This is a genomic window from Actinomyces israelii (assembly GCF_030253495.1).
Classification (GTDB): domain Bacteria; phylum Actinomycetota; class Actinomycetes; order Actinomycetales; family Actinomycetaceae; genus Actinomyces; species Actinomyces israelii.
In genome coordinates this window covers 596,614-617,946 of record NZ_CP124548.1, presented here as the reverse complement: position 1 = coordinate 617,946, position 21,333 = coordinate 596,614, and the positions used below count along the sequence as shown (strand labels likewise).

Here is a 21,333-nt window from a genome sequence, read left to right as displayed (position 1 = left end):
ACCGCTTACTACGCTCCTTTGTCCCTTACTGTACGGCGGAAAGGGGCGTAGTAAGGGACAAAGGAGCGTAGTAAGCGAGGTCACCCGCGGTCCATGAGGCGGCGCAGCGGGCCGTCCTCGCCCATGAGCTCGTCGGGCGCGCCGTCCTGGACCACCCGCCCGCCGTCGAGCACGACGACGTGGTCGGCCTGCCCCACGTGGGCCAGCCGGTGGGTGATCTCGATGATCGTGCACCCGCGCGCCCACTGGCGCACAGAGGCGCGCACGGCGTTGTCAAGCCCGGGGTCCAGGTGGCTGGTGAACTCGTCGAGGATCAGCACGCTGGGGCCGGCCAGCAGGGCGCGGGCCAGCGCCAGGCGCTGCCGCTGCCCGCCGGAGACCGACGCGCCGCGCTCCCCGATGAGCGTGTCGTACCCGGACGCCATCGCCATCACGTCGTCGTGGACGCAGGCTGCCCGGCAGGCGCCGATCACGTCCTCGTCGCTCGCCTCGGGCCGGGCGAGCCGGACGTTGTCGGCCACCGAGGCCCGGAACAGGTGCGCCCGCTGGGAGACCAGGGCGACCTCGCGCCGCAGGGAGTCGCCGGTCAGCTCGGCCACGTCGACGTCGTCGATCAGCACCCGCCCGTACTGCGGCACGTCGGTGCGCACCGCGAGCCCCGCCAGTGTCGTCTTGCCCGAGCCGGACACGCCCACCAGGCAGGTCCACTCCCCCTCGGCCGCGTGCAGGCTCACCCCGTGCAGCGACGCCGACCCCGCCCCCGGGTAGGTGTAGACGACGTCCTCCCAGATGACGTCGTGGGCGGGGCGCGCCAGCAGCTCGCGGTCGCCGTCGGGCACCTCGACGGGCGCGTCGACGAGCGCGTAGACCCGCTCCGCCGCGGCGAAGGAGGCGGACAGCGCCCCGGCGAGCTCCTCGACCGCCCGCGCGGTCTCGGCCAGGCGGACGAGGGCGGCCACGGCGGCCGCGAGCGCGGCGGCGCCCACCGCCCCGGACTGCACCCGAGGCGCCCCGACGGCGAGCACGGCGAGCGGCCCGGCGAGCACGAGCAGGGCGACAGCGCCGCGCCGCACCGCGGCCCAGGCGGCGGCGGGCCGGCCGGCGCGGGCGACATCGTCGTCCAGGGCGGCCATCTCGGCCAGGCGCTCGGCGGTACGCCCGTAGCCGACGACCTCGCCCAGGCCCTGGACCGAGTCGGTCAGGTGCTGGGTGAGCGCGGCCCGGGCCGCGGCGGTGCGGCGCGCGGAGGCCAGGCCGCGGCGCCGTCCGGCCAGGGGCGCGGCCACCAGGGCGCCCAGGAGGAAGGGCAGGGCGACCGCGGCCAGGGTCCAGGAGACCCGGGCGCCGATGACCACCAGCACGGTGGCTGGCACGACGACGGCCGAGACCATGGGGGCGAAGGTGTGGGCGAAGAAGACCTCGATGCGGTCCACGTCCTTGGTGGCGCGGGCCAGCAGGTCCCCGGAGCGGGAGGTCGCGCTCACGCGCGGGGAGCGCGGGATGAGGGCGCGGAAGATCTCGCCGCGCAGCAGCTCGAGGGCCTTGAAGGCGACGAAGTGCCCCATGAACTGCTCGCCGTAGCGCAGCGCCGCCTTGGCCAGGCTCATGGCGGCCATGGCGCCGACCACGGGCCACGGGGAGGGCACCGGCGCCCCGGAGGCGAGCGCCTGTCCGGTGGCGACGACGGCGTGGGCGCCCAGGGCGAAGAGCCCGACGCCCAGCAGGAGGTCGGTGATGCGGCACAGGGTGGAGCCGAGCAGCGGCTTCAGGACGGGGCGGGTGACCCGCAGCAGCCAGGCGATGAGCACCGGCCGGGGCGGGGCGGGGCGGCGTTCGGCGCCCGCCGGGTGCGCGGCGGGCCCGACGGCGGAGATCCTGGTGGGCTCCTGCTCCTTCGCAGCGGTCATGGCTCAGGCCTCCTTCGTCGTGTTCGTCACAGGGGTCTGGGCGCTCCCAGAGGACACAGGGGTCTGGGCGCTCCCGGAGGGCGCGGAGTCCGAGGCGCCCCCGGCAGACGGGCCGTCCGAACCGCCATCGGAGCCGCGGGCCGGGCCCCGGGCCGAGCCGTCGCCGGGGCCGCTCGGGCCCACCTCCCGCACCCGGCCGTCGGCGACGCGCACGACCCGGTCCGAGGCCGTCAGCGCCCCCGCGCGGTGGGAGACGGTCAGGACGGTGCGGCCGTGGGCGAGCCGGTCGATGGCCTCGACGATCTGGGCCTCGGAGTCGAGGTCGACCTGGCTGGTGGGCTCGTCGAGGATGAGCAGGGGCCGGTCGGCGAGGAAGGCGCGGGCCAGGGAGACGCGCTGCGCCTGGCCGCCGGACAGCCCCAGCCCCTGCTCCCCCAGGCGGGTGCCCAGGCCCTCGGGCATGCGGCGGACCTCCTCGGCGAGGTTGGCGGCCTGAAGGGCCTGCCACAGGCGCTCGTCGGTGGCGGCGGGATCGGCCAGGCGGAGGTTGTCGGCGATGGTGCCGGTGAACAGCCAGGTCGTCTGGGCGACGACGGCGCTGGCGGCGCGCACGGCCTCCTGGGTCTCGGCGGTCGAGGCGGTGCCGGCCACGCGCACGGTGCCGGCCGCGGGCAGCAGGTCCCCGCCGGCCAGGGCCACGAGCGTGGACTTGCCCGCGCCGGAGGGGCCGACGACGGCGACGTGCTCGCCGGCCTCCACGATGAGGTCGACGCCGGTCAGGACGGCCCCGGAGGCGCCGGCGGGCTGGGCCGCCCTGTCCGGGCCTGAGGTGCCCGGGACCGCCCTACCCGGGCCTGAGGTGCCCGAGCCTGAGCCAGCCGGGCCCGGCCCCGTCGGGCCGTGCGGTCTGCCGCCCGGGTGGGCACCGCCTCCCGGGTGGGCACTGCCTCCCGGGTGGGCACCGCCTCCCGGGTGGGCCCCGCCCGCCCCGCCACGGCCTGAACCGGCCCGCTGGCGTACGGGCGCGCCGCCCGACCCGCCGTCCGTCCAGGAGGCGGTCACTCCCTTGAGGGCGAGTGCGGGACCGCCGTCGTCGGCCCTATCCGACACGGGCAGGCCGTCGTCGGGGGCGGCGCCGCCGGGGCGCTCGGCGGCCAGCAGGCGGCGCATGACGCGCTGGTTGGCCATGCCCCCCATGCCGATGTAGAAGAAGGCGCCCACATGGTCCAGGGGCTCGAGGAGCACGTAGCTGACCAGGGCGATGGCCAGGGCGTCGCCGACCCCAATGGCGCCCGACGCCAGGCGGCTCAGGGCCATGCCGACGGCGGCGGTGACGAAGAACAGGGAGAACAGGCAGTCGGTGACGAGGATGACGAACTGGTTGCCGGCCAGCAGCCCCATGACCGCGCGGCGGTTGTCCTCGCCCGCACGGCGCAGGTCGGCGGCCCGACGGCGGGCGGCCCGGGCCAGGGTGAGAGTGGTCAGGCCCTGGATGGCGTCGAGGTACTCGGCGGCGAGCCTGAAGCGCTGGGCGCGCGACCTCGCCGAGGAGCGGCGCATCTTGGAGTGGAGGGCGATAATGGTTCCGGGCACGAGGACGACGGCGACCGCGAGCACGGCGGCCGGCACCCAGTCGACCGCAGCGGCCAGCAGCACCAGGACCAGGGCTGGGGACAGGCACGCGGCGACGGTGGGGGCCAGGAAGGTTTGGCGGTACAGCGCGACGCGCTCGGCGCCGTCGGTCAGCAGGGAGACGCTCGCGCCGGAGCGGCCCCGCGCGGCGCGGGCGGGGCCGAGGGCGAAGATGTGGTCGAGCAGGCGCGCGCGGATCGCGCCCTCCTGCTGCGCGGCGCCGGCGCGGGCGACCGCCTCGGCGGCGAGCTGGCCCGCACCGGCGACGACGGCGGCCGCGGCGGCGGATGCGAGGTGGTGGCGCCAGGCGTCGGGGGCGGCGCCTGGCAGGAGCGCGCCGAGGCCGCGCCCCGCGCCGATGAGGGCCCAGCCCTGGGCGAGTCCGGAGACCAGTGTGAGGGCGAAGGACGCGGCGTTGGCGCGCCACCCGGCGGGCGTGCCGACGGGGATGCTCGGCTCGGCGGCGCCACCGGGCCTGCGGCCGCGTCGGAGGGCGGGGCGGACGGTCTCCGGTATCATGGGGCCTCCTGGATGGTGGTGAGCCGCGGGAACCTCAAGGGTAGGTACACCTAACCTTGCGAGCGGAAAAATCGTATGACATGACGGGACGTCCGCAAGCCCGGGTCTGGCATCTGATACGGCCGTCGCCCAGCTCTTTTTCGCCGAGATCGGTCGAGTTCCGGCTCGAGATCGGTCCGCGGACCGGTCTCGGCACCTGACGGCGGTACGGGCGGGCACCGGCCCGCGCCGCCCGGGTCCCGTCGGGCGGCGCGGGCCGGGGGCGGGGGTCCGGTGTCAGGCCGCCGGCCGGGGGCCCGCCTCCTGGGCGGCCTCCCGCGCCCCGCCAGCAGACGCCGCCAGGCGGGCCATGACCCCGCCGATGAACGCGTCCCCCAGGCCGATGGTCGTGGGGGCCGCCGTCCGCACGTCGTAGCCGGGCGCGATCAGCACGCCGGCCCGCCGCGTCTCCACGGCGCCCGCCAGTGCGACCCCGACCGGCTCGCGCGGCGAGGCGGCGACGGCGTCGTACTCTGCGCGCCCGTAGTGGTCGCCGTGGGCGAAGCGGGTGGAGGCCAGCAGGCACCCGGCCTGCGCGGCGTCCCGGTACAGGCCCGCCTGGGCGCCGATGCAGGCCGCGTACCGGCTGGTGTGGACCATGACCGTCGGCGTCCCGAGGATCTCCTGGAGCCCCTCCATCATGGCCGCGACCTCCTGCGGCTCCGCCAGGTCGGCCTGCCGCCCCAGGTAGTGGCGGGCCTCGTCCTCGTTGAGAGAGTGGACGCTCGCCACCGACGGCATGACCTCCAGCACGAGGGACCGCATGGTCTCGTCGTGGAACCCGGCGTCCTCGTAGACCACCGGCGCCCCCTGCGGCACGCCGCGGAGCATGCCGGCGAGCTCCGCGAGCCTGGCGCGCAGGTCGGCGGCCTCCTTCATCGTGTTGAGGCCCGAGATCAGGACCGCCGACGCCTGGCGCAGGGCGGCGGGAAGGTCCCGGCTGAGCACCATGCGCTCATTCGGCTCGTCATTGACCAGGATGACGCGGTTGGGACGGCCGGCCACGACCGTCCCGTCGACCAGCCGCACCGCCGCCCCGCGGGGGTACTGGACGATGACGTGCGGGTCCAGCGAGTCCTCCTCGGCGCTGCACAGGTAGGCGACCCTCTGGGGCAGACGGCGGCGCACCTCGTCGCTGATGGACACCAGGTGGACGGTGGAGCCGACGCCGAGCCGGTTCATGGCCAGCGCGGCCCGCACGCAGGTCCCGCCCAGCGCCACCCGGCGGTCGAAGCGGGCGTCGAAGGCGAGCAGGTGCGCCTTGTCCGCCACGTAGCACTCGCAGCCGCGCCCCCGGCGCATCGACCGCAGGACTGCCAGCGCGATGCCGCGCTCGTCGGGGACGGCCGAGGGCGGATCGTCCTCGATCTCGGCCAGACGGATCCCGTGCCCGTCCACGAGGCGCTGGAACGCCCCGGCGTCCCACTCCAGCTCGTCATCGACCGTCCCGCCGAGCCCGAGAACGATCCGTCCCGTCATGTCAGCCCCCCTCAGTCCTCGTTCAGAACAGGTCGGCCTTGCCCGCCGACTCGAACAGGTCGATCTTCTGCGCCGCGCACCGGCGCAGGGCCTCCTCGCACGGGGGCTCGATCGCGTTCGGCTCCCGCAGGTGGGGGTCCTGGAGGACCTCGCGCATGCGCTGGAAGTAGGCCGCCTTGATGTCGGAGGAGATGTTGATCTTGTTGATGCCGCCGCGAACGGCGCCGGCGATCTCCTTGTCGGAGTTGTTCGACCCGCCGTGCAGCACCAGGGGGATCCCCAGGCGCTCCTTGATCTGCGCCAGCAGGTCGAGCCTGAGGGCGGGCTTGATCTCGGAGGGGTAGAGCCCGTGGCGCGTCCCGATGGCGATGGCCAGGGAGTCCGCGCCGGTGGCCTCGATGAACCGGGCCGCGTCGTCGGGATCCGTGTACAGGATCTCCTCTGAGCCGGTCTCCCCGTACTTGTCCGAGACCCCGATCGTGCCCAGCTCGGCCTCCACGGACACCCCGACGGCGCGGGCCGCCTGGACGACGCGGGAGGTCTCGGCGATGTTCTCCTCGAAGGGGGCGAAGGACTTGTCGATCATGACGGAGGTGAAGCCGCTCTGGATGGCCAGCAGCACCTGCTGGTAGGTGGCGCCGTGATCCAGGTGGATGGCGGTGGGGACCGTGGACTTGCGCGCGACCAGGATCATGGAGGCCAGCATCTCCGGGCGGATGTGGCTCAGCTCGTCGGGGTGGATCGCGATGATGTGCGGCGAGCGCTTCTCCTCGCAGATGTCCACGACGGCGCGGAGCATCGAGTAGCTCGAGATGTTGAACGCCGGGACCGCGAAGCGGTGCTCATGGGCGACGGCAAGGATATCGTTACCCGTGGTCAGCATATGGGTTGTGCCTTTCTTTAGGGGGCGCCAAGCTCAGTTCTTGACGGATCCAGCGGTCATACCACCGATGAAGTAGCGCTGGAAGAATACGAAGAGGAGAATGACCGGGATGGAGCCGAGCACGGACATCGCCATCATCTCGTTCCACTCATAGGAGTGCTGCCCCATGAGCAGCTGGATCCCGATCGGGACCGTGCGCATGCTGTTCGTCCTGGTGAGGGTCAGCGCGAACAGGTACTCGTTCCACGCGATCATGAAGGTGTAGATCCCCACGGAGACCACCCCGGGCACGGAGATCGGCACCAGGACCCTCCACAGGGCCCCGAACGAGGACGTCCCGTCGACCTTGGCGGCCTCGTCGAGCTCGCGCGGGAGCGTGTTGAGGTAGCCGGTCAGCATAATGATCGCGTAGGGAAGGGTGAACACCATGTAGGTCAGGATGAGGCCCTGGTAGGTGTTGTACAGCCTGAGACCGACCATCAGCCCGAAGAACGGGATCAGCAGGGTGATCGGCGGAACCGCCTGCACCGAGATGACGACGACGTTGATCGCCCTCTTCCCCGGGAAGTCGAAGCGGCTGAAGGCGTAGGCCGCCAGAATGGACACAATGAGGGTCAGCGCGGTCACCGACAGCGCCACGAAGTAGCTGTTGGCGAAGAAGCGCATCTTGCCCGCGTCGTGGAAGATCGATGTGTACGCCGCCAGCGAGGACCCCTCCTCGATGATCCTGGGAGGGCTGGAGAAGATCTTCGAGTTCGGCTTGAAGGAGGACACGAGCATCCACAGCACCGGGAACGCGGCGAAGCCGCCGCCCACCAGCAGGCCCGCCCACACCCCGATCCGGCTCGCCAGCCGTCGTCGTTGCCTTGAGGTTCGTCGTGAGATCATTGTCAGTCCCTCGCCTTCTGGCTGCGCACGTAGAAGAACGCCAGGACCATGGACAGGACCAGGACGATCACCGCGCTGGCGGAGGCGCCCGCGAAGTCGTACTCGGAGAAGGCGAGCTTGTAGGTGAATGTCGAGAGCATCTCGGTGGCGCTCAGCGGCCCGCCGCCGGTCGTCATCCAGATCAGCGCGAACTGCTGGGATGTCCAGATGAGGTCCAGCAGCGCCATGGAGACGATGATCGGCCGGAGCTGGGGAATGGTGATCGACCAGAACCGCCGCACGGGCCCGGCGCCGTCGACCTCCGCGGCCTCGTAGAGGTCGCGCGGGATCCCCTGCAGGCCCGCGAGGATCGAGATCATGAAGAACGGGTACCCGGACCAGATGTTGATGGCGGTGACCACGGCCAGCGCCGACCCCGGGTCGGAGAGCCACTCGTGCTGGCTCGCCACCAGTCCGATGCCGGACAGGATCGCGTTGACGATCCCGTTGGGGTTGAGCAGGAGCCGCCACAGGACCGCGACGATGGCGATGGTCAGGAGCCAGGGGAGCACGAACAGCGTGCGGAAGACCGCCCTGGTCGTGCGCGAGACCAGCTCGGAGTTCAGGAGCATGGCGAAGCCGAGGCCGATCAGCATGTGCGCCACGACGCTGATCGACACGAACCAGAACGTGTTCGACAGTGCGGTGCGGAACTTCGCGCTCGTGAGGATCTCGGCGTAGTTGCGTAGCCCCACGACGTGGGACTCGCGGGCGGTGATGACGCCGTCCATGAGGGAGTAGCCGATGACCATGACGATCGGTACGACCATGAGGACGACGAGCAGGAGGATCGTCGGGGACAGGTAGGCGTAGGGCACCAGGGCGCGCCCGATGCGCTCGCGCCGCGACAGGGCGCGGGGCGCGGCGCCCGACGTCCTCACAGCCCTCGCGGCCCCCGGGGCGCCCACGGAACCCGGGGCGCCCGCACCGCCCTGGGCACCCGCGGCCCCCTGGGCCCCCGGGGCGCTGCGAGGCCGCGCCCCGCACCCGGGCTCAGAACTCCTCATCCCAGGCGCCCTGCGCGTTGGCCAGCATGGTGTCGACGTCGATCCCGCCGCTGAGGTAGGTCTGAAGCTGCTCGTCGAACTTGCGCATGAGGGTCTCGGAGACCGGCAGGCCGGTGAACTCGTTGGCGGGCGTGCCCGAGCCCCAGATGTCGAAGGCCTTCTTGAACATCTCGTCGTTGTTGACGAAGTCGGGCGTCGCCTTGCTGTTGCCGGGGAAGGCCTTGGCGTCGTTGGCGAGCTCGGCGTTGACGTCGGCCCCCATGAGGAAGGCCACGAGCCTCCAGGCCGCGGAGGCGTGCTCGGTCGTCCCGGACACGCCGATCCCCCACGAGGCGTACGGCATGCCGCGCTGGCCGGTGTAGCCGCTGCGGGCGGGGATCGCGGCGATGTCGAAGGCGAGGTCGGGACTGGCCTCGCGGATGGTGTTGACGTGGGCCAGGGAGTCGATCATCAGGCCGGTGCGCGCGTTCGTGAAGTCCTCGACCTTGTCCTGCTCCTTCATGGTGAAGGCCCCGGGTGAGACGACGCCGTCGTCCCACAGCTTCTTGATGAACTCCGCGGCGCTCCTGACGTCGGCGTTGCCCTTCAGGTTCGGCTTGCCGTCGCCGGTCAGCATCGAGCCGCCCGAGGCCCAGACCCAGGACATGACGTCGTTCTGGATGCCGTTGGGCGCCTCCAGGGACAGGGGCAGCGCCCACCCGGACACCTCGCCGCCGGTGACGGCCTTGGCGGCCGCGGCGAACTCCTCGCGGGTGGAGGGGACCTTGGCCACCCCCGCCTTGGTCAGCAGGCTGGTGTTGGCGAACAGCGGGTACACGAAGTTCACCACCGGGATCATGTAGGTCGCGCCCTGGTACTGGATCTGGCTGGCCAGCTCGGAGTCGTCGTAGCCCTCCTGCCCCATCAGGGCGGTCAGGTCGGCGATCGCCCCCTGCTTGGCGAAGTCGTTGACCCAGGCGCCGTCAATGCCGACGACGTCGGGCATGGTGCCCGCGGCCGCCCCCGCCACGAGCTGCTCCTTGGTCGAGGCGTAGGGCCCCGACAGCAGCTCGACCTTGATCCCGGGGTTCTGCTCCTCGAACTTGTCCATCAGGGCGCGGAAGGCGCCGTCGGGGAGCTCGGGCTCCCACCACTGCGCGAACTCGAGTGTGACCTCCCCGTCCGCACCGCCCTGAGAGCCGCCGCAGCCCGCGAGGCCCATCGCCGCCATGGCGGCCACGGCAGCAGCGAGCTGCCCAAATTCACGTCGACGCATCGTTCGCTCCATCATCGTTGATCCGACTCGCGGCATAGTGCGCTTCTTTGCTGGAACCTGCCGCCAATGGAAACGATAGCGCAACTTTTTGCGCTTGTCGACCGCAACTTCCGTATCACACCCGCAGTGATCGGCACATACATGCATTCATCCGCTAGGCTGCCCCCATGAGCGATGCATCACGACTACCGGCCGGCCGCAAGGCCGACGTCGCCAAGTACGTCGTCGGGCACGGCCAGGTCACGGTCGCGGCCCTCGCCGAGCACTTCGCCGTCTCCGCCGACACCATCCGCCGCGACCTGGACCAGCTCGACTCCGAAGGGGTCATCATCCGCACCCACGGGGGCGCCATGTCGAACTCGGCGATCCCCTGGCACGACACCGGGCTGGACGACCGCTCGCGGCTCCAGCCCGGTCAGAAGGAGCAGATCGGCCTGACGGCCGCCCAGCTCGTCGCCGACGGGAGCGTGCTCTTCATCAACGGGGGGACGACGACGCTCGCCCTCGTGCGGCACCTGAGCAGCCGGCGCGAGCTCATCGTCGTGACCAACTCGCTGCGCGTGCCCGCGGAGATCAGCGCCGACGCCTGCCGCGACCTGTACGTGATCGGCGGGCACGTCCGCCTGTCCGGGCAGGTGACGGTGGGACCCGTTGTCTTCGCCAGCTCCGTGTCCGGGGTCGCCACGGACATCCGCGTCGATCTGGCGCTCCTGGGGGTCGGCGCCATCGACGCCGGGGGCATCTCGACGACCAACCTGGACGAGGCCGCCATGCTCGCGCAGATGGCCTCCCGCGCCAGGAAGGTCGCCATCCTGGCCGACTCCACCAAGCTCGACCGCCGCCTGTTCGCCACGATCGGGGCGCTCGAGATCGCCGACTACCTCATCACCAGCACGGCTCCCACCGGCGCGCTGGGCAAGGCCCTCGCGGAGAGCTCCGTCGAGGTCCTGGTGCCCGACGCCGCCCGCCGGGACAGGCACCGAGTCAAGGAGGACTCATGACCAGTACCACGACCCGCCGGTTCTTCGACGAGGAGGCCCGCCGGCTCCTGCGCTTCGGAAGCCGCTCACGGGTGCCGGGAGGCTTCGGCTGGCTGGCCGACGACGGCTCCGTGGACTCCTCCCGCGGGATCCACCTGTGGATCACCGGGCGGATGACCCACTGCTTCGCGCTGGGACGCCTGATCGGGGCGTGCGGGGACCCCGACAACGTGGGCGGGCCCGACCTCGCGGCGCACGGCGTCGTCGCCCTGCTCGACGGGCCGCTGCGCGACCGGGAGGCCGGGGCGTGGAGATCGCAGGTCGCGCTGGAGGGCGCCCCCGCGGCGGGGCCGCTCGTCTCCTACGACCACAGCTTCGTCGTCCTGGCCGCCGCGTCCGCCCTCCTGGCCCGGGTGCCGCGGGCCGACGAGCTGCTGGAGGCGGGGCTGGAGGCCTTCGAGCGCCTGTGGTGGGACGAGGACGCCGGGATGGTCGTGGACTCCCGCGCGCCCGGGACGATGGCGGTGGACCCCTACCGGGGGGCGAACGCGAACATGCACACGGTCGAGGCGCTCCTGGGGGCGTACGCCGCCACCGGGGACGTGCTCCACCTCGAGCGCGCGCTGCGCATCACCTCGCGCATCTCCGAGCAGTTCGAGAAGCACGACTTCCGCCTCCCCGAGCACTACGACGAGTCGTGGTCGCCGCTGCTGGACTACAACCGGGACGTCCCGGCCGACGCCTTCCGCCCGTTCGGCTCGACCATCGGGCACTGGCTGGAGTGGTCGCGCCTGATGGTCGAGGTGCGCACCGCCTGCGCCGCCCGGGGCCTGGCCTGCCCCGCCAGGCTGGACGTCATCCCCCAGCACATGTACCGCAAGGCGCTGCTTGAGGGATGGGGGCCGGACGGGGAGCCCGGATTCGTCTACACGGTCGACTTCGACGGCCGCCCGGTGGTGGCGCAGCGCATGTACTGGGTCCTGTGCGAGGCGATCGGCGCCGCCGAGACGCTCCGGGAGAGCACGGGCGACACCTCCTACGACCTCGACGTCGACGCGTTCGCATCCTGGGCGCGCACCTACCTCATCGAGCGCCCGGGCGAGTGGCGCGAGGAGCTCGACTCGAAGAACCGTCCCGCGAGCGGGACCTGGTCCGGCAAGCCCGACATCTACCACGCCCTGCAGGCCATGGTGATCGGGACGCTTCCGGTCGCACCGGCGTTCGCCGACGGCATCCTGCGCCGCACGGGCCGGGGCTGACCCGGTCGCCGGCGGGCAGGTCGGTCGGCCCCGCATCCTGCGGGGCCGGGCACGACGCCGCCCCGCGCCTGTGCTGAAAGTCAATCGTTCAGCGGTGCGTCGCGGCCCTGGCGGCGCCACCGGCTCACAGCCGACACTCAGCGCCGCTCCTCCCACTGGACAGACTGCTTCGCTGTCATAGTGGAGCAGCGGGGCGCCCGCTCCGCCTGATCACGACTGGAAGGCTCTCATGTCCGCGTCACTGACACGCAGTGCCCGTATCCGTTCCGCCGTTGAAGGGATCAGCGTCCTCCAGGTGCTCGTCCTCCTCGGCACAACTCTGCTCGTCCTGTTCGGGGTCCTGCTCGGCGGACGCAACTACGTCTCCGCCGTCGACACCGACAAGCTGGTCTCGCAGCCGACGGACGTCATCGCCGCCAGCGACACGGTCGAGCCGCGAGAGCCCGCCGCGAGCTCCCGCCAGGTCTGAGGCTCCGGACCCGGGGCTCAAGGCCTCGGGCGCAGGCGCCGCCCGCCGGGCCCCGTGGGGCCAGCGGGCAGTTCCGTCTCGTGCCCAGACATGTCAGACTCAGCCCATGAATGCAACGACGCTTTCACTGGCCGCACCCTCCCTCCGCCACCCCTCTGCCGCAGACTCCCGGTTCTCGTGGAGGGAGCCGTCGCACGTCGTCGTCGAGACCTGCGTGGAGGACGTCGAAGGCGTCCGGGTCTCCGCGCGCGCGGGCGCCGACCGAGCCGAGCTGTGCGACAACCTCGCCGCCGGCGGGACGACGCCGTCGATCGGCGCGGTCGAGGCCGCCATCTTCGCCGCCGCCGAGGAGATCGAGCACCGCCGGGCGGTGGCGGGCGCCCACTGGGCCTCCGGAGCGGCGGCAACGCCCCTGGGCCTGCGCGTGATGATCCGCCCGCGCAGCGGCTCCTTCGTCTTCGACGCCGACGAGGCCCGGGCGATGATGGCCGACGTGCGGCGAATCGCCGCGCTGTCGCGGCAGATGAGCGAGTTCACGCGCCCCCAGCGGGTCGGCGGGGCCGGGCCGGAGCTGCCCCCGGCGGTCGATCTCGGCTTCGTCGTGGGCGCGCTGACCGAGGAGCACACGATCGACCGCGGTCTGCTGCGCCTGCTGGTCAACCTCGCCGAGGGCGCGCCCGTCGCCTTCAGCAAGGCCATCGACATCACGCGCGACCTGATCGAGGCCTACGGGGACCTGGGCGGGCTCGGGGTCGACTACGTGCTGACCTCCGGCGGGGCTGCTACCGCCGTCGAGGGCGCGCAGACCCTGCGCGGCATGGTCGCTGCGGGTCACGACAATGGCGGACCCCGCGTGGTCGCGGCCGGCTCGGTGCGTCCGGATTCCGTGACCCAGGTGGTGGAGGCCAGCGGGGTGCGCGAGGTCCACATGCGCTGCTCCGTACCCGGAGCGACGTGGCAGGAGCCGCAACGCACCGAGGAGGCGCAGGTGCGGCGCGCCGTCGAGGTGGCTCGCGCCCTGCACTGACCCCCTTCCCCCCTTCGCCGAGATCGACTCGCCATCGAACGAACCGATCTCGAGCCGGAAGTGAACCGATCTCGACGCGGAGATCAACCGATCTCGCGAGCGGGGGCGTCCGCGGGCGACGCCGCGGGGACGCCCACGGCGCCGTGCGCGCCGCCCGCGCCGGCGCGCACGGCGCGGGCCGCCGCGACCAGGTGGCGCAGGCTCGCCTCGGTCTCGGCGTAGGCGCGCGTCTTGAGCCCGCAGTCCGGGTTGACCCACAGCTTCTCAACCCCCAGCGCCGCCACGGCCCGCCGCAGCAACTCGGTGCACTCCTGGACGCTGGGCACGCGCGGTGAGTGGATGTCCCAGATGCCCGGGCCGAGCTGGCGCTCGAAGCCGTGGGCGGCCACGGCCGGCAGGATGTCCATGCGCGAGCGCGAGGCCTCGATGCTGGTGACGTCGGCGTCAAGGTGGTCGACGGCGTCGATGACGACGTCGAACTCGGAGTAGCACAGGTGGGTGTGGACCTGGGTGGCGGGCGCCGCCCCGCCGGTGGCCAGGCGGAAGGCCCCCACCGACCAGCCCAGGTAGTCGGGCCGGTCGGCCAGCCGCAGCGGCAGGGTCTCGCGGATGGCGGGCTCGTCGACCTGGACGACGCCGATGCCCGCTGCCTCCAGGTCGGCCACCTCGGCGCGCAGGGCGAGCGCCAGCTGGTCGGCGACCTGGGCGCGCGGGATGTCGTCGCGCACGAAGGACCAGGCCATGATCGTCACCGGCCCGGTGAGCATGCCCTTCATGGGCTTGTCGGTCAGCGACTGCGCGTAGGAGCTCCAGGCCACCGTCATGGGCTCGGGCCGGGAGATGTCGCCCCACAGGATGGACGGGCGGGTGCAGCGCGACCCGTAGGACTGGACCCAGCCGTGCTCGGTGGCGGCGAAGCCGTCGAGGAGCTCGGCGAAGTACTGGACCATGTCGTTGCGCTCGGCCTCACCGTGGACCAGCACGTCCAGGCCGATCTCCTCCTGGAGGCGCACCACCCGCCTGATCTCGGCGCGCATGGCGTCCTCGTAGCCGGCCGCGCCCAGCTCGCCGCGGCGGTGGGCGGCGCGCGCCCTGCGGATCTCGGAGGTCTGGGGGAAGGAGCCGATGGTCGTCGTCGGCAGGAGCGGCAGGCCGAGGCGCGCCTCCTGGGCGGCCCTGCGCTCGGCGTAGGGGGCGCGGGCGCGGTCGGCGTCCGTCACGGCGACGGCGGCGGCGCGCACCTCGCCGCGGTTGACCCCGGGATGGGCGGCGCGCTCGGCGCGCAGGCGGGTGTCCTCGGCGAGCTCGCCGGCGACCGCCCCACGCCCCTCGGCCAGCCCGCGCGCCAGGATGCGGACCTCGGCGACCTTCTGGTCGGCGAAGGCGAGCCAGGAGCGGATGTCGTCGGGCAGGGAGGTCTCGCGCCCGGCGTCGTGCGGGACGTGCTGCAGCGAGGTGGAGGTGCCCACGACCACGGGCGCACCCGTCGGCAGCGCGTCGCGCAGGGACTCCAGGGCGCTCAGGGCGGCCTCCAGGTCGGTGCGCCAGATATTGCGGCCCGACACGACGCCGGCGACGACGGTCTTTCCCTCCAGGAGCGCGAGGTCGTCGGCCGGGGGGGTCTGGCCGGCCACGAGGTCGAGGGCGACCCCCTCGACGCCGGTGCCGGCCAGGACGGGCAGGGCGTCGCCGAGTGACCCGTAGGTCCCGGCCACGAGCACCTGGGGGCGCTCGGTGATGGCGGCGATCCACGTGTAGGCGTCGGCGAGCGCGGCCAGCACCGCCTCGCGCGGGACGTCCCAGGCGTCGCTGACCAGGGCGGGCTCGTCGAGCTGGACCCACTCGGCGCCGGCGGCCCACAGGTCGGCCAGGAGGTGCCCGTAGGCGCCGAGCACGTCGCGCAGGCGGTCCAGGGGCCGGAAGCCGGCCCGGGCGCCGTCGGCGGCCTTGGCCAGCAGCAGGTAGGTGACCGGGCCGACCACGACGGGCCGCGGCGCCTCCTCGCCGGCGCCCAGCGCCTCCAGCACCTGGGCGACCGGGCCGTCGGTGGGGTCGACGGCGCCGAAGCCGGGGACGTAGTCGATTGGGGTGTCGGCGTCGAGCTCGGGCACCAGATAGTGGTAGTTGGAGTCGAGCCACTTGGTCATCTCCAGGGCGGCGCGCTCGCCCTCGCCGCGGGCGGCCGTGAAGAAGCCCGGCAGGGAGGTGCCCGGGAACCCACCAGCGCCCTGTGCGCCGCCGCCAGCGCCGCCGCGCAGGTCCGCGAAGCGCCGCGGCAGGGCCCCGAAAGCTGTGGTGACCTGGAGCACCTGGTCGTAGTAGGTGAAGTCCGCCGGGACGGCGGAGGCGCCGGTCAGGCCCAGATCGCGCAGGCGGGCGCGGGTGGCGGCGCGCAGGGCGGCGGCGCGCTCGCGCAGCCCGGAGACGTCCAGGGCACCCCTCCAGTGGGACTCGACGGCGCGCTTGAGCTCGCGGTCGGGGCCGATGCGGGGGTAGCCGAGGATCGTGGCGGCGGGCAGGGGGCTGATGGGGACGGTCATGAGCGTTGCTTCCTTGGGGTTCATCGGCGAAGGTGCGGGACGACCGCGTACGCGACCAGAGCCTAGGCGCCGGCCTGGCTCGAGGGCGGAGCCTGCGCGGGCGCGGCGCGGACGCGGTCCGGGTCACAGGGGCGGCGAGACGCGGCGGGCGACCGCCTCAGGACCTCGCCGCCCCGGGCATTCGACCGCTCGGCCCCCGGTCGCCGCCGGGGGTGGCGTTGAGGTAGTCGCGGCGGACCTCGCGCTGGACGGCGGTGTCCGGGGAGGAGCCGGTGAGGATGCCGCCCAGCCGCAGGTGGGAGATGACGTCGAGCGCCGGGCGCACCCGGTTGAAGGTGTAGAGGTGGACGCCGGGGGCGCCGCCGTCGAGCACGGCGGAGGCGAGGTTGAGGGTAGCGTCGATGCCAGCGGCGGCCGCGGCCGCGCCGTCGGAGCGCTCCAGGGTGCGCACCAGGTCGGGCGGGACGCCGACGCCGGTGAGGGCCTCCAGGCGGGTCAGGCGCCTCAGGTCGGTCAGCGGGATGATCCCCGGCAGGATCGGCATGGTGACCCCGGAGTAGAGGGCGGCGCGGCGCAGCGCCAGGTAGTCCTCGGGGTCGTAGAAGACCTGGGTGATGGCCAGGTCCGCCCCGGCGGCCTGCTTGGCGCCCAGCACCTCGACGCCGGTGCCGTGGTCGATGTCGGCCGGGTAGGCGGCCACGGCGATCTGGATGTGGCGGGTGCCGTCGCCGAAGTAGTCGGACTCGACCTCGCGGATGACGCGCACCAGGTCGTCGGCGTGGGGCAGCTCGCCGGCGACGTCCTCGGCGGCGCGGCCCCGCGGCGGGTCGCCGCGCAGGGCGAGGAAGCGGCGCACGCCCAGGTCGAGGAAGCGGCGGACGATCTCGACGACGCTGTCCCTGCGGTAGCCGATGCAGGTCAGGTGAGCCATGAGGGGGACGTCGGAACGGGACAGCACGTGGGCGACGACGTCCTCGGCGGGGTTGCGCTCGCGGCGCACGCGCACAGGCGGGGCCGCGCCGGCGACGCCGGCGGCGCTGGAGACGCCGGAGCCGGCAGTGCGGGAGCCGGTGCCGCCGATGACGAAGGAGGGGCGGTAGGTGACCGACACGAAGTCGGGGCCCGTCGCCAGCAGCCGGTCGAGGGCGCCCCAGGTCTGGGTGACGTGGCGCCCGGGCCGCGGCGGAAACAGCTCAAGGGATAAGGAAGGGCGCGCCGTCTGCGGCGCGTGCGGGGCGGGCACGGCGCCAGGTGCGGCAGGGCGCGCCGTCTGCGGCAGGGCGCCGTCGGCGTCGCTCGTCTGGTCGGTGGGCTCGATCGTCATTCGGTCTCCATCGGTCCCGGCGGAAGCACCCGCCACATGGGGTTGCTGCGGCGTCGTCGAGCCGGGTCTCTCAGCCGCTCTGGATGGAACAACACGAGTGTACCGCGCCCCAGCGGGTCGGATGCCGGCGTCCGTCAGTCGGGATAATGATCGAGCAGTCGGTATGTGGTCGATCGCGTCTTGTAAACACTTCACGCTGCCAGCGCAATCCAAGTGCTCCCCATCCAGGGGCCGTGACCGCTGTGGGCGCCTGCCCTAGGTTTACCGCATGACGGACATCAGTATCGCTACAGCGCGCGGCATCACCCTCGCCGCGACCCTGTGTGTGGCGAATACAGCCGACCCGCTGGACGTCCCTGCGCTCGATGCCGCCCTGGAGGCGGACCGGGACGTGCCCGTCCGATCCGAGGGCGTCGTCGTCCTGGCCCACGACTTCCTCACCGACCGGCACGGGCTGGCCCACCGTCTCGATGATCTCGCCGCCCGGTACCGGAAGGCGGGGTTGACCACGCTGCAGTTCGACTTCTCCGGCCTGGGCGAGTCTGACGACGACGTCATCACGCTCGCCGGGGAGGTCGAGGACATCCAGGCCGTCTGCGGCTGGCTGGCGGACCGGGGCTTCACCCGGCAGGCCATCCACGCAAACGGCCTCGGGGCGACCGCCGCGCTGCTGGCCCGGCCCGAGCAGGTGAGTGCCGTCGTTGTCGTGGGTGCGGTGGTGGGCCCGCACTCCATCCTGTGGGAGAACGTTTTCTCCCCCGCCCAGCTCGACGAGCTCGACCGCCACGGCCTGACGCGCCTCCCCGACGACAACCCCAACTCGCGCAGCTGGGACGTGCTGAGCAAGGAGACCCTGGCCGACGTCTCGTTGCAGTCGCCGGACAAGACCATGTCGGGGCTGCCGTGGCCGATCCTCATGCTCTACGGGGCCCTGACCGACGAGTTCCCCGGCACGGCCGAAGCCGCCACCGAGGGCTTCCCTCTGCTGCGCGACGGTAGCCGGCTCCAGCAGGTGCGCTGCGACAACGCCAAGGCTGCGCACGCCGAGGTCGCCCAGCTGGCGATCGACTGGGTCACGCACCGGCTGGGTTGAGGCGCCGCGGGCGCTCCTGACCCGACCTCCGCGGCCTCTTCCGTCGAACTCGGTCCCGGAAGTTCAGCGAGTGTCCGCCGCCGGACCTCCATCGGCTCTCCGGGGCCCTCCGAGAGCCCCGGGAGGCCCCGAGAAGCCGGCCTCGACCGGAAAAAGGTGGCTCCTACGCACTTTTAAGGTGGGCCGCGGTCTTGGGCGCGGCGAAGATCGGCGTGATTCTGCGATTCTGCTGCGAGGACGGGGCGAGGGTCAGGGTTAAAAGTGCGTAGGAGCCACCTTTTTGATAGGGCCGCAGCGCACGGTGGGCGTCAGGCCGGCGTCAGGCCGGCGTCTTGAACCGATCTCGAGCCGGGGTACGACCGATCTCGACGAAGAAGGGCCATGAGCCAGGCCCACGCCCCGTTGGGACCACTCATTCAGGCCTGGTGCAGCCAGGCGCGCGTCCCGAAGGCCGTGGTCGAGGCCGCGGCGACGGCGCAGGCGCGCTCCACGGCGGCACTCAGCACGGGCCCGGTGACCTGGTCTCGCCGGGCGCCGGCCAGGGCGAGGGCAAGCGCCCCGTGGAAGACGTCGCCGGCGCCCAGGGTGTCGGCCGCCTCGACCTGCGGCGGCTGGACGGAGCCTCGGGCGCCGGCCGCCCACCACAGGGCCGAGCGCTCCCCACGGGTGATGACGACGCCGCGGGCACCGGCGTCGAGCAGCCAGCGCGCGACGTCCTGCGGCGCCGTCACGGGGCCCGCGGGCCCAGGCGGGTAGAAGCGGGCCGACGCCGCAACGACGTCGCAGCGCGCGGGCAGGTCCGCCGCCGGGTCCTTCCACGACCCGGCGTCCATGACGGTGAGCGCGCCCGCGCGGGCCGCCAGGTCGAGGGCGGCGCAAGCGAGGGCCGGGTTGTGCCCGTCGATGAGGACGACGTCGGGCGGGGGCTCCTGCCCGCAGGCCATCCGCGCGGCGTGCCGGTCGAGCGGGGCGGTGTCGACGGCGGCGCGGGCGTTGGTGGATATCACGGAGCGCCGGCCGGTCCCGGCGGTGATGGTGCATGAGGAGACCGAAAGGCCCGGGGCGGGTCCGGCGCTGTCGGAGCCTCCGGAGCGGTCGGAGCAGTCAGAGCAGTCGAGGAGCTCGACGCCGGTGCCCGCCAGGTCGGCGCCTACGAGCTCGGCCAGGGGCCCGGCGCCGACGGGCGCGGCCAGGATCGCGCGGCCGCCGAGGGCCGCGAAGGCGACGGCGGCGTTGGTGGCCGGGCCACCAGCGGCGATGAGCTGGTCCAGGGCGATGATCTTGTCGTCGGGGCCGGGCGGCGCCTGGACGAGCTGGATCACGTCGACGACGGCGAGCCCGCAGAACAAGCCGACGGGACGGGTGGTCGACGGCGGTCGGCCCATTTTCAGCTCCTCAACCTGTTCTCGAGGACTCGCTGCACCGCCCGGCCGCTATGCCGGTCGGTAGGCCTTGATGCCGCCGGCCTCGTCGTGCACGATCAGCACGTCGTTCTTGACGTCGTAGCTCGAGTAATCACCGAGGGGGATCGGGTCTGATGCCCGGCCGGTGGCCATGTCGACGAGGTGGAGGAAGACCTCATCGTCCCGGTGCCGATGCTCATAGAAGGTGGCGATCTGGCCGTCTCCTGCGTGATAGATGACCTGAATCGGAGATGCTACGGAGCACCCGCCCCGTTTGCGCCCAGTCAACGAGTTGTCTTCTCCGAGGTCGATATCGTTACCGGCAACGGTGATTGACTCGCATGACGCATCCGTCTGTGAGACGGAGTACGTGCCCGGAGCCCAGGACGTGTCCCCGTCCTTGAGCCAGCTGCGCGCCTGGTCAAGGGTGAAAGGCTCGGGGGACCAGGGGTAATCGTCGTCCGATCCACCGGCATCGGAGAGGAACGTCTCACGGAGAGTACCGTCGGGCTCATAGAGGGTAACGGCCGCTGACTGCCGGCCGGCCCCGTAGACCACCCACCCGTCGGCGAGCGCGTAGGGCGACGACCCTCCTTCAGCACCTTCCAGCTTCTTGGAGCTTCCGGCATCGAGGTCGACTATGTAGTCAGGGGACTTGCCGGTGCCCTCGGCCCAGGCATAGCCTCCTACCTCACTGTCCGTTAGGACGCGAACCGAGGTGGTCTCCGGGAGCTCGGCCTCCCACTTCTTCTCGGTCGGGGAGGTCCACATGGTGCATGTCGTGTCGACGCAGGCGATCGCGCTCTCGTGTGAGGAGGACACCAGGGCGTTCTCGGCCCACGGCGCCGTGGTGTGCTCACGGGAGTCGATGTCGACCAGGGTGTTTCCGACGACGATCCAGTTCTTCCAGACGGTGATCCACAGAGTCGAGCCACTGACATCCTCCTCCCAGAGCTGATCGGGTTGTCCGTCTCCCAGTTGAAACACCGTCACAGTGGTGGTTTTGGAAGCGCTTACCGTGCGGATGAGCTTGTCCTCCGCGACTTTAACGGACATAGCCCTTTTCTTGCCGGAGGCGGGCGGGGCGTCCAGAGCCCACGCCTCCTCGAACCCGTCGAGCCAGGCGCTCGACCAGCGGCCGCCCGAGCTCGCTGCGTCTGTGCTGTCGGCACTGGCAGTACTGTCGGAGCCGGGGGCGTCATTGCTGCCGACCCTATTGCGCAGCAGCAGGACGGCTCCGGTACCGGCGACGACGGCCAGTACGAGCACCACCACCAGCGAGACCACGAGGACCGTGCGCCTCCTCCGAGGAGGCTTCGGTTCGCCGTAGCCGGTCGGAGACGCGGGAGCCGCCGCATATCGCCCCGCGGCGGGCGGGTACTGCCCGGTCGGGTACGAGGCCGCCTGGCCGGGCTGACTCGGATCGGGCACGATGCCGTAAGAGACCGGTTGAGACTGGTCAGGACCTGCCATGCACTTGAGCCTGCCACATGAGCTCACGTGGCGAAAGGGCGGGCAGGGGCGGAGCCGGGCGAGGCCGGGCAGGGGCGGAGCCCCGCTCCCCTCACCGAGATCGGTGCGGAACCGGAC

16 protein-coding genes and 1 riboswitch are annotated in these 21,333 nt (G+C 72.4%); of the genes, 5 read left to right on the top strand and 11 right to left on the bottom strand.

The window, feature by feature from the left end:
- Positions 1-80: 80 nt before the first annotated feature.
- The 7 genes from AIF0345_RS02405 to AIF0345_RS02375 all read right to left on the bottom strand — a co-directional run bounded on the left by AIF0345_RS02405 (position 81) and on the right by AIF0345_RS02375 (position 9,648).
- The gene (locus AIF0345_RS02405; protein WP_285297025.1) at positions 81-1,907 is read right to left on the bottom strand and encodes an amino acid ABC transporter ATP-binding/permease protein; all 1,827 of its coding nucleotides are present in this window, start codon (positions 1,905-1,907) and stop codon (positions 81-83) included.
- 3 nt (positions 1,908-1,910) lie between these two features.
- On the bottom strand, positions 1,911-4,058 hold the full coding sequence (locus AIF0345_RS02400) for an ATP-binding cassette domain-containing protein (protein WP_285297024.1): 2,148 nt from the start codon (positions 4,056-4,058) through the stop codon (positions 1,911-1,913).
- 276 nt (positions 4,059-4,334) lie between these two features.
- Entirely contained in the window at positions 4,335-5,576 is a 1,242-nt protein-coding gene (locus AIF0345_RS02395; RefSeq protein ID WP_285297021.1) for an ADP-dependent glucokinase/phosphofructokinase, read from the bottom strand.
- Between the two features lie 22 nt (positions 5,577-5,598).
- Positions 5,599-6,459 carry a ketose-bisphosphate aldolase gene (locus AIF0345_RS02390; protein ID WP_285297020.1) on the bottom strand — a complete coding sequence of 287 codons (861 nt, stop codon included), beginning with the start codon at positions 6,457-6,459 and terminating at the stop codon, positions 5,599-5,601.
- Positions 6,460-6,492: 33 nt separating this feature from the next.
- A complete protein-coding gene (locus AIF0345_RS02385) occupies positions 6,493-7,347 on the bottom strand; it encodes a carbohydrate ABC transporter permease (protein WP_268918388.1) in 855 nt (284 codons plus the stop codon).
- 2 nt (positions 7,348-7,349) lie between these two features.
- Positions 7,350-8,393, bottom strand: coding sequence for a carbohydrate ABC transporter permease (locus tag AIF0345_RS02380; protein WP_285297019.1), 1,044 nt, complete (start codon positions 8,391-8,393; stop codon positions 7,350-7,352).
- Positions 8,380-9,648 (bottom strand): ABC transporter substrate-binding protein, encoded by a 1,269-nt coding sequence (locus AIF0345_RS02375; RefSeq protein WP_043563758.1) that lies wholly within the window; start codon positions 9,646-9,648, stop codon positions 8,380-8,382. Before AIF0345_RS02375 ends, AIF0345_RS02380 begins: the two co-directional genes overlap by 14 nt.
- Positions 9,649-9,815: 167 nt before the next feature.
- Here AIF0345_RS02375 and AIF0345_RS02370 point away from each other — a divergent pair, with 167 nt between their 5' ends.
- The 4 genes from AIF0345_RS02370 (at position 9,816) to AIF0345_RS02355 (ending at position 13,383) form a co-directional block, all read left to right on the top strand.
- The gene (locus tag AIF0345_RS02370; RefSeq protein ID WP_285297018.1) at positions 9,816-10,649 is read left to right on the top strand and encodes a DeoR/GlpR family DNA-binding transcription regulator; all 834 of its coding nucleotides are present in this window, start codon (positions 9,816-9,818) and stop codon (positions 10,647-10,649) included.
- Positions 10,646-11,887 carry an AGE family epimerase/isomerase gene (locus tag AIF0345_RS02365; protein WP_285297017.1) on the top strand — a complete coding sequence of 414 codons (1,242 nt, stop codon included), beginning with the start codon at positions 10,646-10,648 and terminating at the stop codon, positions 11,885-11,887. The genes AIF0345_RS02370 and AIF0345_RS02365 overlap by 4 nt, the downstream gene beginning before the upstream one ends.
- 229 nt (positions 11,888-12,116) lie before the next feature.
- Positions 12,117-12,356, top strand: coding sequence for a hypothetical protein (locus tag AIF0345_RS02360; protein WP_043563753.1), 240 nt, complete (start codon positions 12,117-12,119; stop codon positions 12,354-12,356).
- 106 nt (positions 12,357-12,462) lie between these two features.
- Positions 12,463-13,383 carry a copper homeostasis protein CutC gene (locus AIF0345_RS02355; RefSeq protein WP_285297016.1) on the top strand — a complete coding sequence of 307 codons (921 nt, stop codon included), beginning with the start codon at positions 12,463-12,465 and terminating at the stop codon, positions 13,381-13,383.
- An 83-nt stretch (positions 13,384-13,466) separates the two neighbouring features.
- Here the strand turns inward: AIF0345_RS02355 and metE are convergent, their stop codons facing one another.
- Both metE and AIF0345_RS02345 read right to left on the bottom strand, forming a co-directional pair.
- Complete coding sequence (gene metE, locus AIF0345_RS02350; RefSeq protein ID WP_285297015.1) at positions 13,467-15,923, bottom strand: 5-methyltetrahydropteroyltriglutamate--homocysteine S-methyltransferase; 2,457 nt, start codon at positions 15,921-15,923, stop codon at positions 13,467-13,469.
- 157 nt (positions 15,924-16,080) lie between these two features.
- A complete protein-coding gene (locus AIF0345_RS02345; protein WP_268918115.1) occupies positions 16,081-17,247 on the bottom strand; it encodes a methylenetetrahydrofolate reductase in 1,167 nt (388 codons plus the stop codon).
- A gap of 4 nt (positions 17,248-17,251) precedes the next feature.
- Positions 17,252-17,337: riboswitch (SAM riboswitch) on the bottom strand.
- Between the two features lie 178 nt (positions 17,338-17,515).
- On the opposite strand from AIF0345_RS02345, the gene AIF0345_RS02340 reads away from it, so the two are divergent.
- Entirely contained in the window at positions 17,516-18,340 is an 825-nt protein-coding gene (locus tag AIF0345_RS02340; protein WP_268918116.1) for an alpha/beta hydrolase family protein, read from the top strand.
- 416 nt (positions 18,341-18,756) lie between these two features.
- On the opposite strand, the gene AIF0345_RS02335 is transcribed toward AIF0345_RS02340, so the two are convergent.
- Both AIF0345_RS02335 and AIF0345_RS02330 read right to left on the bottom strand, forming a co-directional pair.
- Positions 18,757-19,725 carry a PfkB family carbohydrate kinase gene (locus AIF0345_RS02335; protein ID WP_268918117.1) on the bottom strand — a complete coding sequence of 323 codons (969 nt, stop codon included), beginning with the start codon at positions 19,723-19,725 and terminating at the stop codon, positions 18,757-18,759.
- Between the two features lie 48 nt (positions 19,726-19,773).
- Complete coding sequence (locus AIF0345_RS02330) at positions 19,774-21,216, bottom strand: hypothetical protein (protein ID WP_285297014.1); 1,443 nt, start codon at positions 21,214-21,216, stop codon at positions 19,774-19,776.
- Positions 21,217-21,333 lie beyond the last annotated feature (117 nt).